Source organism: Hydrogenophaga sp. (assembly GCF_025699295.1).
Lineage (GTDB): Bacteria > Pseudomonadota > Gammaproteobacteria > Burkholderiales > Burkholderiaceae_C > Hydrogenophaga.
The window spans coordinates 148,600-161,907 of the sequence record NZ_JAILWB010000002.1 but is presented as its reverse complement, the minus strand read 5'-3'; the positions used below and the strand labels follow the sequence as shown (position 1 = coordinate 161,907).

Here is a 13,308-nt window from a genome sequence, read left to right as displayed (position 1 = left end):
TCAGTGGTAGTAGCCCGGCCCGCGCACGTTCTCGTGCAGCGGCAGGTTGGCTTGCGTGGCGATGGGCGCATCCAGCGGCCGCTGGTCCAGGCCGCAGCCGAGGATGGAGGCGATGCTCTTGTAGGACGGTGAGCGAATCGACTGCGCCCGCGCGCAGGCCGCCTCCAGCCGGTCAGCTCCATACTCACGGCCCAGCCGCATCAGGCCCAGACAGGAGCGGTAGCCCTGCTCGGGGTGCTGGCGATGCTCCATCTGCCAGCGCACCACGGCGGCGGTGGCCGCACCCACACGCTCGCCCCAGGCGATGAGCTTGGCCGGCGTCCACTGCAGGTGCGCCCGGTGCGAGGCCGGCATGTGCTCGGGTGTGGTGGTGTGTGCACCCCGGCGGGGATTGAGGGCGTGGGCGGCCACCCGTTTGCTGGCGTGCAGCACTTCCACCGTGGTGGCGGTGATGCGCAGTTCCACCATCTGGCCGACCAGGGCGTGGGGCACCGAGTAGTAGTGGCCATCGAGCTCGACGTGGTAGTCGATGTTGACGCGGGCGGGTTTGAAGCGGGCGATGAGCATGCGCACCGCCGGCAGGGGGCGCAGGGCTGGCCGGTCGAGCTCGGCAAAGGCGCTGGCGCGGTTGCCCGGCAGCTTCTTGAACGCGCGCTGGTTCAAGTCCACCAGCAAGGCGGTGATGGCCCGGTTGAGCTCGGCCAGGCTGAAGAAGCTCTGGTGGCGCAGCCTCGCCAGAATCCAGCGCTCGACCACCTGCACGGCGACTTCGACCTTGGGTTTGTCGCGTGGCTTGGCCGGGCGTGCGGGCATCACGGCCAGGCTGTAGTGCGCCGAGAGTTCTTCGAGCAGGCGGTGCGCGGTGGGCTCGTAGCGGTCGGGGCGGGCCATGAGGGCGCGCGGCTGGTCGGGCACCAGCAGGCGGGGCACGCCGCCGATGAACTCCAGCGTGGCGATGATGCTAGCGGCCCAGTCGGTGGCCTTCTGGCTGGTGGTGGCGCAGGCATAGGTGTAGTTCGATGCGCCCAGCACGGCCACAAAGACCTGGGCCTGGCGTATCTCGCCGGTCTGGGCATCCACGACGGGCACCGTCTGGCCGGCGTAATCCACAAAGAGCTTGTCACCGCCCGTGTGGGTCTGGCGCATGGAGCGCTGCAGGCGCCGGGCCCAGGCCTTGTACTTCTCGCAGAAGGCGCTGTACTTGTACGCCTGCCCGCCGTGCTGCTGCTGGTATTCCTCCCAAAGCAACTGCAGGGTCACGCCGGGTCGGCGCAGCTCGCGGTGGATGTGGGCGTGGTCGGGTTCGAGGTGGCGCGACTCGCGTGCCACCGGTGGCCGGTACAGCCGCGCCTGCAGTTCTTCGTCGCTCAGGCTCTGGGCCAGCGCCCAGTCCACGCCGGCGGCGCGGGCGTAGCTGGCAATGTCGCTGACGGTGGACTTGGAGATGCCGAGGGCGGCAGCGATTTGACGGGTGCTCAAGGCCCCGCCGTGCAGCAGTTGCAGTGTGTGTCGTAGTTTGCTCATGGTGACCCTGGGTGTGGGCATCGCTGGTTCCGGTCAAAAAACCGGGCAGCGTATGCCGCGTTCGGGTCACTCAGAACACCCCGCAGGTGTCCGCCATCAGTTTGGAATGCTGTCCGCCTTCAGCGTGGAACGGTGTCCGCCATCACGCTGGAACACTGTCCGCCATCAGCATGGAATCGTGTCCGCCATCGCGTGGAATACGCAAGCTATCCACCCAATTGCGGTGCCAACAACCGGAATCCAAGGTGTTACCGACATTGCCCAAGTCGGCGTGCGGTAGCCGACATGGAGCGCGACCGTACCAAAACAAAGACAGACTCGGTCGCTTGCGCTTTCCTCATATTCTCGTCTGCTCTGAGATCTCAAGAGCATCATCGACATCGTTGCCGAAGTACCTTACCGTCGAGTCCAGCTTGGAGTGCCCGAGGAGCAGTTGCACGGCGCAAGGTTCTTAGTGCGCCGATAAATCAATGTCGCCTGCGCCCGGCGGATCGAGTACATGCCATCGTCGGCGCGGTCCAATCCTAGGTCATCAACCCAGTGGTGAAGGACCCTGTGCGTACTGCCGGATTGCGAGATGAGGCGAATCGTGGAGCCCGCTGGGGAAGAGAAATCGAACTGCAGGGGGCGCTGTGTCTTGTGCTGCATGACAGTAGCGCGCGTCGCCCCCATCTCCAGGCAGGCATCGACCCGAGGTGAAAGTGGATTTGCACCACCTCCAAGCCCTGAGAGGCCGCATCGCTGGCGCGCGCTCTGGAAGAAGAACTCTCTGTGGATGCCGCTCGGGTAGCGCACCAGCACGCACGGCCGGCCCCCGCGCCACGCAAGTCACCGTCGGCCACCGCAATGTGGTAGCTCACAAGCTCCAGCTTGGTGATCGCCGCGCCTCCGGATCAAAGCTTGGTACTGTTTGTCACGCGAAGTCGCGGCCGTTGACACGTCACGTCATCTTGGGCGTGTGCCATTTACACAAGCTTCGCATCTGCCGAGCGCACAAGCGTAAGGCAATGTCGCCACTGGGCACATCGCCTGCCTACCGCAAGTAGAACTCCGGCTCGAGCGCGGCAACGTGCAATCTCTATGCATCCGCAATCATCCTCTCACGAGCTGAGGGAGCTTTCGCTTCAGAACTTCAACAACAAATCTCGCTGAGAGCGTGCACGCGGTGGCGTGTAAAGCATCCGCCTTCCCTTGGTCGCCCATATCCACGACTGCTTTCGCGCCAAAAAATAGCGGCTCGACTACCGATTGCGAGGCAGCCTCGTACAGAGAGTACATCTCCATTTCGAGGGCTGCCCATTTCCTGTGCTGCTCACCAATCTCTGTCATGCGCGCAGAATCTGCGATCACTACTGAGCCGGACGATATTGGAGCAACATGGACTCCGCTTTCTTTAAGTTCCGTGTCGAATAGCCCCTGCTTCAACCCGGTAACGAAAGCAGGCTGCTCCGCTAGCTGTTCGAGTTCGGTCTTGAATAGCGATTTCATGGGGACTTGATAAGGCTCCTGCTTGAACTTCCCGTCCTTGAATTTGCCGGTCTGATATTCCCAGCATACTTGGCCTACAACAATGTCCAAGTATTTTGACTCGCCTAAAACCCCCGCACAAATGCCGCTCATTGCAACAATCTTTGGGCGGAAAAGTTCGATCGCTTTAGTGCACGCGATGGCCATGTTTACCAGTCCCATACGCGACGGCGTGATGCACATGCCTTGGTAGTTACCCACCGAAAGCTCCTGGCAGTTCAAGCCGCCGATCTGCATGTGCTCACCGAGGTCGGCTTCTGTATTTTGATAAGCGCTGCGCTCCTTGGTCAAGGCGCAGAAAACAATAAAATCCAATCTTCGAGAAGACTGAATCTTCCTCACTTTCTGAAGAAGACTTTCGCGCCATTGCCCATCCGATTCCGAGAATTCCACAACGGTCACGCCGTTGTCATTAAACAGTCGAGATCGCTGCAGACCCCGGTCGGAGTACTTCGTAACAGCAATAGCCTCAGCGTGATAGTTTCTGCTGCGCGCAAAATCCGCAAGGATTTCACTCGAGACGTCTTGCTCCGACTCCCCTTTGGTCAACGGTAAATAGATGTCAAAAATGATGAGTTCGTACTCATTGACCAAGAGGCGATGTCGGGCTTCGCCAAGGTTGTCGACGCGATCTATCTGCGCCGCGTCGTCAATACTTCTTAAATACGCTGAAATCTCGTCGGCCTTTGCGTCGAGATCTTCGATTAGCAAGTACTTCATATCGGTAGCAGCGCTCCTCTAAGTTTTACGCTCCAATCTGCTGACTCATTGTCGTAGTATATGACTTCTATGCGCTCCATTCCATAAAGCTCGCGTATAAGTTCTTGGGACTGCGGTATTGAATAATATTCATCCTCGATCTCAACGTTTGGATATTGAGTGAGAACCACTATGTGAATATCGGTCTTGCCTAAGAGTTTGAGTTCCATGATGACTTCGATGCCACCCGCAGGCATGGAGACGGGACTACCCTGGCCGGCCACCAGAGAATGGCTTGGGAGCGACATGTCTAGGATGACTAGATCTGGTTTTTCGCTTCGTAAGTAAAGTACAGCGCCATGCACACTATCCTTGTGAATGAATTCACTCTGGGCAATCAGATCCTGCAGGAATGCCCGGACCTTTGAGTACTTATAAGAATCGTCTTCGACGATAAGTATTTTCATCTAGTAGTCCAAGGCAAAGGAAAATGAGGCGATGACCGTGCGGGGAGAGAAGGTATACGATACGTTCCTGATGTAGCCCGCTTGCTCCATCCGGCGGAGCTTCTTTATGCCGCTGCGGCCCTCAATAACTAGCGCATCCTCGCAATCCTCCTGAAGCGCCGCATTGATGGAGTGTGCTACTTTGCTGATCTCTTCACCAGGCATGAGCTCGGACTCCACCCTGATATTGATCAATTTCTTCCCATCCGCTTCATTCAAGTCGAGATCCATTTTTAAGGTGCCGTCGGCCTTGCCCTTTTGCGCGGCATTATAGATTAGGATAAACAGCGCGTCGTAAATCACATGGTACACGCCCCCATTTAGCATGAACCCCTGGTCATCCACGGCGAGTGCTGGGTGGAAATCGGGAAACTGGCCTTTGATCTCCGAGACGACTGCCTTGAACAATAAGGCGATGTCCGCGCTCGGGGAGGCAATGGATGGTTTGTTGAACCAGAGTTCAATCGTCCGAAATCGTTCGACAGCTACCGAGTTGAGTTCTTGAGAAAAGTCCTGCAAATCACGATGTCTGATCTTCTGAGACGCTGCGATCGGTGCCCTGAACACTCCATACTGCGCCTTCTTTTCCATGACAAACTTACGAATTGCGGCGAGATCTTCCTCGACAATTCGCCAACAGTACTCCAAGATGATGTACGGCAGTTCTACAGCAGAGTTGTTCACCGCGAAGGACTTCAGGATGTCATGCAAGAGATGCGTCGCTGCGAGCCGCTTTCCGCTTGAGGGGAAGTCGAGGAAAATGAGACCGTCCGGTTTGGTCTTGGTGTGGATATATAAGTATTTGTCTCGAAGATCATCAAGAACTTGTTCGTAGTTCCGGAGCCAGTCACGATAAGCAGATGCAAACTCATGTACCTCGAAAAGCTTTGCAAACCTCTCGTCGTTCTGAAATTTGACTACATCGTTGTAGCTGGTGTTCTTTAAGGTGCCGTGGCGAATACGTCTCCCAAGGTATGAAGAAATCCCGTGTACCTTGTTGGAGCAAAACTCCTCGTAGCACTGAACAATAAGGCTGCCCAGCTGCTCGTATGTCGTAACTCCTGTCTTTACCTTGTCCCATGCCAAGGGCACGAGCTGTGGCTCGATCGGCTTGGGGAGGGATTCAAGCAAGATCGCGAACTGATCTAGAACCTGATTGCTGACCCACTGGGTAAACTTCAACGGGTCGACGTATATTCTGGAGTCATCAATTGTCCCGCGCTCCTTGTTAATCTGCACGTCAATGCGCAGGTTTTTCGCGCGGTCTAAATACCCCGTGTCTCCTGTCTTATTTCCGTACCACTCCAAGATGCTCGCCCGCTCTTCAATTGCGGCATTAGGGCTCCCCATAATCTGAAAGAGCTTACTCAAGAACGTCTCGTCGCTAAATTGCACGAGATGCTCGGCAACTGCGGGGGAGATGGCATAGACATGATTGAGCAATGCCGTGTATTTACCGGAAAATTGGTTCGCTGCAGCAGCCTGGAGCACAGCCCGAAGTTCGTGTTCCTTGAGCTGACTCCGCTGCTTAATGTGCGAAAGGGCGCACGCAACAATCTTCAACTCTGCCGTTTGTGCATTGAACTTAATATTTTCAAGATGCTGCTGCGGGCAAATGATCCCGATATCTCTCGTTCGCGACATCAGTCTGACGAAATCTACTTCATTGTGATTTATGTCGCCATCTTGCCGTTCAAGCAAATAAATCAAGGCAGTCGAATTTTGAAAGTGGCAGGCCTCCGTTCGAACATATCTGTCCGTGCGGAAATCTGGAGAGACGGTTTCGCTCCCGATGTCGGCGATGGTGTTTACTGCTGCGAAATAATTAGCAAGCAGTCGCCTCTCATATGTGGTGCGGGCGTCCTCCTTCCGCTCTACCGTGTTGAATAGAGCACCGTGCACGGTGCGGTAGAGGAATAATGCGTTTAATTCCGGCAGTAGAAAACTCTCCCGGAAGAGATCCAAGCCTGCCGCCAATTGATCGTCCTTGAATAGCTGCGTGACGTCGAGCTGTATTTCGTTCAGGGCGAGAAAGCGGTCGAATAGCGACCCATTCAAACCGGGGCTGAATGAGAGTTGCAGCTGCTGAAGTCGAGCCATGTACAGAAACGCGTCGAACAGAGACACGTAGTAGTAGCTATTGAGCGCGGCCTCAAATTCGACGGGAGATCTCGGTATCGGATCGATAAAAGTGCGAGCGATAGTGACGCTGACGCTCAAGTCTGCCTTCCGGATGCGATTCGTGATGTTAAAGTAGTCTGTCTTGCTGCTGCTCAGCTCTCGAATGACTGTGGCGATGTATTTGACATTTTCAATTGAGGCGTCGAGAAGGATCTCATCAACGTGCTGCATCAGATCTTGATTCGAAACAACGCGGTTACGGATGAAATGAAGGTACCGTAGGGCGGCGACTGAGGCGCCCCCGTTTTTAAAGAGTTTGCGGCATTGCTTGATTGCACCCGAATAATCGTGGGCAGAGATGAGGCGGAGGATGTCACCAGAAATGCTCACAAGCTCTGCAAGCCGGCTAGCTTTCGCCCCGATCTTTGACAAAACATCTGTCGGTTTGATAGTTGAGGCGACAGCTCCATTCACTAGCCGTGGAAATTCGCGATTGAAGTCGCGTCCAATTGCGCTCTGGCGAAAAATCTCGCTTTCGCGGAGCACTAACAAAGCTTGGCGAAATTCGGCCTCCGAGCATTTCGACCGGATTTTCTCGAGTGCTCGCAAGACGTGCGCTGGATCGGGGTTGGAAATCATCCCTCGCACCAGATTGCGCGCCTTCGCAGTTGCCAGACTAGCTATCTCAGTATTGCTCTTCACCACGTGTCCTTCTTATGAACTTCAGCTGACGCTGCATTATGTGGCCGGTGTTAACGAGCAGTACCGCTCAAGCGAGAGGGCGGCGATGAGTACCTTCGCCGAGACTTCACCTCGCGGCATTCGATTTCTGAGTCGGCGCTCTAGTGTCCGGGATGCTGCCTGTTGGCCGCCGGGCGGCACCACCCTGAACAGACCTATAGGCCTGCTGCAGCGTCCGCATCTAGCTTGCCCCGGCGAAGATGGACACGATGACGACGGCTTCTGGCCAGTCGCGATCACTCACCTCGCACGTTGGCCAATGTCAGCTATCGGCGACTTCCGTCATTGGGTGGCCCAACCTGACCGACAGCACCCAGCCTAAACCGGACTCACTGCCTCACATCGACCAAATCTCTCAGCTGCATATCTGGGCGGCATTTCACCAGCCAAAAGAAAAGTGATCCAAAGATTTTTCAGACACATATCACGGCAATGAGTCTGAACAACTCTCCTGCTTGCTCACTCTTTACGAGCATCTTCCAGCAGACTCATCACGACCTCGTGTGAAACCCGAGGGTTTAGCAGCATTGCCCACAAAGGCATATTCAGTGCCTCTGCCAATTTCTCCATGTTGGACAGCGACACATTCCAGCGGCACCTCTCCACAGCAGAGACGTATGTGCGATCCAGTTCGCACTCCAGAGCTAGCCGCTCCTGCGACCACCCCTTCTGCACCCTCTTGAGCCGGATCCAGTAGGCAAGCACCTCCCGGGTGCTTGCCTTGGCACTGGGCAGGTGATCGGGTCCGACGGGTTTTCTTGACACCACCTCATGGTGTCTTTTTGATATATTTACATCTACGGAGTTTGCTTCACATATTGATTCCCATCTGTATCTCTCATCTCAACCTTTATCCACAACCAACAAACCCAATGATTTGCTCACCATGACAGAAAACCAACGTTTCGCCCTGATCTGGGGCTCAGTCGCCTTCGCCATAGGCTCCTTCATGATGATCTTCAACGAAGCTCCACGGGTCTTACTGGCCAGCTTCTTCACCAAGGCCTTTGCGGTGCTCCTCGGCACCGCGCTGGGCATCGTCGGCGCGGCCATTGGGGAGTCCATTCGCCGCTTTGCCCTGCCCAGTGGTTTCTTCACCACCGGTGGAATGACCTCGATCATCAAAACCAAGCTGTTCTGGATGATCGGCCCTCAATTCATCGGTATGTTCATCGGCATGGGCCTGGGCATTGGCTTCGTGATGAGGTGAGGATCGCGATCATGATGACCCCACAAGCTGCCGCCTCCCGCTGGCCCAAGCTCGTATTGCCCGTTGCGCTCTCTTTGACCTTGCTGGCCTGCAGCAGCCAGGAAGATCGAGAAGCCAAGCTGATCATGAGCCAGATCAAGAATGGCTGTACACAAACCGGCGCTCCCAAAGCCATGTGCCAATGCGTGGTCGAAGAGCCCAGGCTGATCCGATCAGCCAAGCTGCTCGCAAGCAACCCAAGCGATGAAGAACGGCGCCTGACCTTCGTCAGCCAGGTCCACGCCCAAACCATCCACTGCGCTGAGAGCGTGCTGGGCATCAAGCCCACCAACAGGGAGTTGCCGCCAGAGGCGCAGCGCCTGTTTGACCAGCTCGTTCCTCGGCAATAACTCCCGGGGACATTCCCCGCTGGGACACATACGCCTCGCGTCTGTCCCTCCCTCCGCAAAGGCCCTTCATGGGCCTTTTTTCATTTCTGTTCAGAAAGGATCCCCATCCATGCACAACATCCCCTCCCCACTGGATCACCTGGCGGCCTTCGTCATGGTTTTTGGTCTGGGCGTGCTTGCGGCCTGCCTCTGGCAAGCGAGCTTGCGTCTGCGCAAACGATCAGCGTGCACAGACAGCATGGCGCCAACAGCGCCCGCGCCAGCACATTGCCCTGCCCTATGAGCACCGGTGATGGCCTTCTTGAGCGACCGTCATCCAAGCCCGCCTGCGTCTTGGCCCGATACCCCCTGCCCTCTGTGCAACAGCCCCCAGACCTCACCCCGGTACATCGCCCGACGTGTCGGCGGTGCGCTGGGGGCTATGGCCGGCGCGGCCTGTGGTGCAGCGGCTGGCTGCGTGAACGGGCAAGCTCGATCCGAGAGCGAGCTTCCCAGCGGCTGGCTGGCGGTGCAAACCGTCGCTGGCGCCGTGATCGGGGCGTTGGCCAGTGCAACAACGGGTTGCCGCATCGGCTCCGCGCTGGGTCAAGAGCTCGATGACCGCGTGCTGCAGCGGTGGCTTTGCCACTCCTGCGGCTTCAGTTTCGGGAACAGCGCCAGATCTCCACCATCGATGGACAGCCTCGATGACGAGGACGGCACCAGACAAGGCTGGTCAGACCATCGCGCCGACCAGTTCAGCGAGTGATGGGCCCTACAGGCGTAGCCCCCTGCCCTCGCTTCACATCTCAGCTTCAACAGGCCTCTTCGGAGGTCTTTGTCGTTTCTGGGGCCTTGTGACTGCCATTTCCGCTCTCTCGCTCACCCCTTTCCTTCATTGCGGTGCATCCGCTCTATCCGCTCTTTCTCCCCCCTCTTCTCAGCAATTTTCAACATCCAAAGGAGTTCTTTCTCATGGCTCATCAGATCCATTCCATGGCCTATGTCGGCCAAGCACCCTGGCACGAGCTGGGTCACCAATTGCCCCCCAAACAATCCATCGACGTCTGGGCCGAGAAGGCCGGCATGAACTGGTCCATCTGCCAGACACCCGTGCGCTACATGGCCCAGGAAGCGGGATCGCTGGGTTCGATCATGTCCTTTGACGATCAGAAGGTGCTCTACCGCAGCGACACCAAGTCGGCCCTATCCGTGGTCAGCGACCGCTACCAGGTGGTGCAGCCCAAGGAGGTGTTGGAGTTCTACCGCGATCTCACCGAAGTCTCGGGGTTTGAGCTGGAGACCGCCGGCGTGCTCAAAGGTGGACGCAAGTTCTGGGCACTGGCGCGCACCGGCAAAGAAACCGCGCTCAAAGGCAACGACGTGGTCAAGGGCTATCTGCTGTTGGCCACTTCGTGCGACGGAACGCTGGCCACCACCGCAACGCCAACCACGGTGCGCGTGGTGTGCCACAACACGCTGTCGGTCGCCCTCAACGGCGCAGCCCAGGCGATCAAGGTGCCACACAGCACGAGCTTCGATGCGCAGGCGGTCAAGCGCCAGTTGGGCGTGGCCGTGACGCAGTGGGACAGCTTCATGTACCGCATGAAGACGCTCTCGGAACGCAAGGTCAAGACGCACGAGTCGATGAACTTCTTTCTGAAGGTGCTGTGCCAGCCCGAGTTGCAGACCGATCCGAACGCACGGCTGACCAACGAGCGGGCACTCAAGAAAGTCCAGGCCCTTTTTGATGGGCACGGCCGCGGTGCCGAGCTGGCGGCTGCGCAAGGCACCGCCTGGGGGCTGCTCAGCGCGGTCACCGAGTACGTGGATCACGAGCGCCGCGCCCGCAACGCCGAGTACCGGCTGGACAGCGCCTGGTTCGGCCAGGGCTCGCTCATCAAGCAGCGCGCCCTCGATCAGGCCTTGCAACTGGTCAGTTGAGCACCGTCACTGGCCACTGAAGACCGGCCTACGGCTTGAGCCGGCACAAACCCCATCCGGCCGGTGCAGGGCCGGATGGGGGCTCTCTCTCGTCTGACCCATGACGCCATGGGTCGTCCTTTCTTCATCTTCCTTTCTTCAGCTCACCCCTTTCTTGTCTGCGCTCTGTGTGCAGCGTTCTTTTCATTCACAGCCTTCGATGCGAGGGCATCCACCGAGGAGTTCTCTCATGCCATATCCCGACCCACACGGATCCCCCGATGTGCAACCCCGTCCTGCGCGCAGCCGAGCGGCGCTCAGATTGGTCAAGACAGATCAGATGCCCCGTGAACAATGGTTGCAGGTGCGTCAGCAAGGCATTGGCAGCTCCGACGCCGCCGCAGCCGTTGGCCTGCATCCCTACAAATCGCCCCTGCAACTGTGGCTGGAGAAGACAGGACGATCTGCCGGCAACGCATCGGCCAACACCTCGGACCGTGCATCAGATGCCACTCCAGGTAACGCACCATCCGACGAAGAGGGTCCGCTGTACTGGGGCACGCTGTTGGAGCCCATCGTCGCTGCCCACTACACCAAGCGCACGGGCAACCGGGTGCGCCGTGTCAACGCGGTGCTGCAACACCCAGACCACCCCTGGATGTTGGCCAACATCGATCGTGAGGTGCACGGCGCCCCGGATGTCCAGATCCTGGAGTGCAAGACCGCGGGCATTCAAGGCTCGCGCCTGTGGCAAGACGGCGTGCCCGAATACGTGCAATTGCAAGTGCTACACCAGTTGGCCGTCACAGGCAAACAAGCCGCGGATGTGGCCGTTCTGCTCGGCGGACAGGAATTGCAGATCCATAGGATAGAGCGCGACGAGGTAATGATCCGCCACCTGATCGACCTGGAGGCCGGTTTCTGGCGCCATGTGAAGGAAGACCGGCCTCCGCCTGCGGATGGATCCGAATCTTCGGCCCATGCCTTGCTGACGATGTTTCCCTCGGACCGTGGTGCGACGCTGGATCTCTCCGGCGATTTGGTGTTCTCAGCGTTGTTCTCGGACTTGCTGGCCGCGCGCCAACAGGTGGGCAAGTTCGAAGCACTGGAAGCCCAACTGCGCCAAAGTTTGCAGCAGCGCATGGGCGAGGCCACCAAGGTGCTGTTCGAACAAGGTTCTGTCACCTGGAAGAAGACCAAGGACAGCTCCGTGATCGATGCGCAGCGCCTGGCACGCGAGCACCCGCAGATCGCCCAGCGCTACCGCAAGCCCAAGGCGGGTGGGCGGCGCTTCATGGTGCAGGCCCATGGCCTCTCACCCGAGGGCACAGAGACGCAGGTGTCACAGTCTGAAAAGACGGAGGTCATGGGCGAAGCGAAGACAGGCGTCTCGCAAGGGGCAACCGATACCGACGCACCCATGCCGCCAGCGTAACCACTGGCGACACAGATGAGACAGCTCCGTTGGGACCACTTGCGAGCCGGCTGACACGTTGAGCCACGGTCGTGGGGTTCTATTCACAGTATGGGGATGCAACAGTAAAAATTTCCCGACAAAGCCTGAGCGCCACCCTCGGTGTTCGCCACCAACGGCTGCTTCGATCTTCCCTCTCAATCCACCGCCATCCCGTCACACCCGCCCTGCCCCCGATCTCCCCGTGTGGAGGTCGGGGGTTTTCTTTTGTTGTTCCCACCTTCGGCCTGGCGTTCACGTGCTGGGCCTCCTAAGTTTTTTTAAGGATTTTTGTCATGCTCAAGGGTCTCGCCCTCACACCCCCCATCCTCGGCCGCATCAGCATCGGCCACGTCCTCGAGCGCAACGGCAAGCGCCTGCCGCAAAAGGACGACGGGTTCACCATCACCACCCAGATCCAGGGCAAGGACGGCTGGCTGCTCCATCCGCTGGACACCAGCTTGCGCAAGACCCCGGAGCACAAGCTGCGCAGCATTCCCATCCGGCTGCTGTTCGACAACCCGGACCTGAGCTTCCGGGCCAACTACACCCTCTTCGATCGGCGTTCAGGCCGCCCAGTGTGTGTCGGGGATGGGCAAACCTGCCGGCGCTCCAGCTCCGCCGGCATTCAGTCCCTGCCCTGCCCGACACCAATGGGCTGCCCGCTGGGTGTCGAGGGCAGTTGCAAGCCCTACGGACGGTTGCATGTGCGCATCGGCGATGACGATGACCTCGGGTGCTTTGTGTTCAGAACCACCGGCTTCAACAGCATCCGCACCTTGATGACCCGCCTGCGGTATTTCCAGGCGGTCTCGGGCGACAGACTCTCGTGCATGCGGCTGGAGTTGAAGCTGCGTGGCAAGAGCACCGCGCTTTCGCACCGGGCTCCGATCTACTACGTGGATGTGACGATCCCCCAAGGCAACACGCTCATGGAGATCGTGCAGGAGGCTTGTGACGAGAAAACACGGCGCGTTCAGGCGGGTCTGCGACAAGACCTGCTCGACCAAGCTGCACTTGAGGGCCTAGCGCTGGGTGCGTTTGAGGAATCCGAGGAAGAAGGCATGGCCGTTCTCGAAGAGTTCTACCCCACCAGCGAAAAACCTGAGCAAGAAGATCGAGCCGCATTCAGCAACGACTGCGAACAAACAGTCCTGGCTGGGCAAGCAGTCCTGGCCAACAAGCTGCAACGCAAACACCAGCAGGTGAACACGCGCCCCTGATGCTCGTCCAGCG

At 58.3% G+C, this 13,308-nt stretch carries 10 protein-coding genes and 1 pseudogene; 5 read left to right on the top strand and 6 right to left on the bottom strand.

Annotated elements, in window-relative coordinates; genetic code table 11:
• The 6 genes and pseudogenes from istA to K5880_RS02300 form a co-directional block, all read right to left on the bottom strand.
• Nucleotides 1–1,545: an IS21 family transposase gene (istA, locus tag K5880_RS02325; RefSeq protein ID WP_297648207.1), complete on the bottom strand. Its 1,545-nt coding sequence runs from the start codon at nucleotides 1,543–1,545 to the stop codon at nucleotides 1–3.
• 316 nt (nucleotides 1,546–1,861) lie between these two features.
• A pseudogene (locus K5880_RS02320) lies at nucleotides 1,862–2,238 on the bottom strand (integrase); the annotation flags it as partial.
• A gap of 378 nt (nucleotides 2,239–2,616) precedes the next feature.
• Nucleotides 2,617–3,771 (bottom strand): hypothetical protein, encoded by a 1,155-nt coding sequence (locus tag K5880_RS02315; protein WP_297648204.1) that lies wholly within the window; start codon nucleotides 3,769–3,771, stop codon nucleotides 2,617–2,619.
• Nucleotides 3,768–4,217: a response regulator gene (locus K5880_RS02310; protein WP_297648201.1), complete on the bottom strand. Its 450-nt coding sequence runs from the start codon at nucleotides 4,215–4,217 to the stop codon at nucleotides 3,768–3,770. Before K5880_RS02310 ends, K5880_RS02315 begins: the two co-directional genes overlap by 4 nt.
• Nucleotides 4,218–7,079, bottom strand: coding sequence for a hypothetical protein (locus K5880_RS02305; RefSeq protein ID WP_297648198.1), 2,862 nt, complete (start codon nucleotides 7,077–7,079; stop codon nucleotides 4,218–4,220).
• A 498-nt stretch (nucleotides 7,080–7,577) separates the two neighbouring features.
• Nucleotides 7,578–7,853, bottom strand: coding sequence for a helix-turn-helix transcriptional regulator (locus K5880_RS02300; protein WP_297648496.1), 276 nt, complete (start codon nucleotides 7,851–7,853; stop codon nucleotides 7,578–7,580).
• A gap of 151 nt (nucleotides 7,854–8,004) precedes the next feature.
• Between K5880_RS02300 and K5880_RS02295 the strand changes: the two genes are divergently transcribed.
• The 5 genes from K5880_RS02295 (at nucleotide 8,005) to K5880_RS02275 (ending at nucleotide 13,295) form a co-directional block, all read left to right on the top strand.
• A complete protein-coding gene (locus tag K5880_RS02295) occupies nucleotides 8,005–8,328 on the top strand; it encodes a hypothetical protein (protein ID WP_297648195.1) in 324 nt (107 codons plus the stop codon).
• Between the two features lie 11 nt (nucleotides 8,329–8,339).
• Nucleotides 8,340–8,717 carry a hypothetical protein gene (locus K5880_RS02290; RefSeq protein ID WP_297648192.1) on the top strand — a complete coding sequence of 126 codons (378 nt, stop codon included), beginning with the start codon at nucleotides 8,340–8,342 and terminating at the stop codon, nucleotides 8,715–8,717.
• Nucleotides 8,718–9,671: 954 nt separating this feature from the next.
• Nucleotides 9,672–10,640: a DUF932 domain-containing protein gene (locus tag K5880_RS02285; RefSeq protein ID WP_297648189.1), complete on the top strand. Its 969-nt coding sequence runs from the start codon at nucleotides 9,672–9,674 to the stop codon at nucleotides 10,638–10,640.
• A 319-nt stretch (nucleotides 10,641–10,959) separates the two neighbouring features.
• Entirely contained in the window at nucleotides 10,960–12,054 is a 1,095-nt protein-coding gene (locus tag K5880_RS02280) for a lambda-exonuclease family protein (protein ID WP_297648186.1), read from the top strand.
• 314 nt (nucleotides 12,055–12,368) lie between these two features.
• Entirely contained in the window at nucleotides 12,369–13,295 is a 927-nt protein-coding gene (locus tag K5880_RS02275; RefSeq protein ID WP_297648183.1) for a hypothetical protein, read from the top strand.
• Nucleotides 13,296–13,308 lie beyond the last annotated feature (13 nt).

Coding starts and splice junctions, on each gene's coding strand:
- istA (WP_297648207.1), bottom strand. CDS start 1,545: ATGCCCACACCCAGGGTCACCATGAGCAAACTACGACACACACTGCAA.
- K5880_RS02315 (WP_297648204.1), bottom strand. CDS start 3,771: ATGAAGTACTTGCTAATCGAAGATCTCGACGCAAAGGCCGACGAGATT.
- K5880_RS02310 (WP_297648201.1), bottom strand. CDS start 4,217: ATGAAAATACTTATCGTCGAAGACGATTCTTATAAGTACTCAAAGGTC.
- K5880_RS02295 (WP_297648195.1), top strand. CDS start 8,005: ATGACAGAAAACCAACGTTTCGCCCTGATCTGGGGCTCAGTCGCCTTC.
- K5880_RS02290 (WP_297648192.1), top strand. CDS start 8,340: ATGATGACCCCACAAGCTGCCGCCTCCCGCTGGCCCAAGCTCGTATTG.
- K5880_RS02285 (WP_297648189.1), top strand. CDS start 9,672: ATGGCTCATCAGATCCATTCCATGGCCTATGTCGGCCAAGCACCCTGG.
- K5880_RS02280 (WP_297648186.1), top strand. CDS start 10,960: ATGCCCCGTGAACAATGGTTGCAGGTGCGTCAGCAAGGCATTGGCAGC.
- K5880_RS02275 (WP_297648183.1), top strand. CDS start 12,369: ATGCTCAAGGGTCTCGCCCTCACACCCCCCATCCTCGGCCGCATCAGC.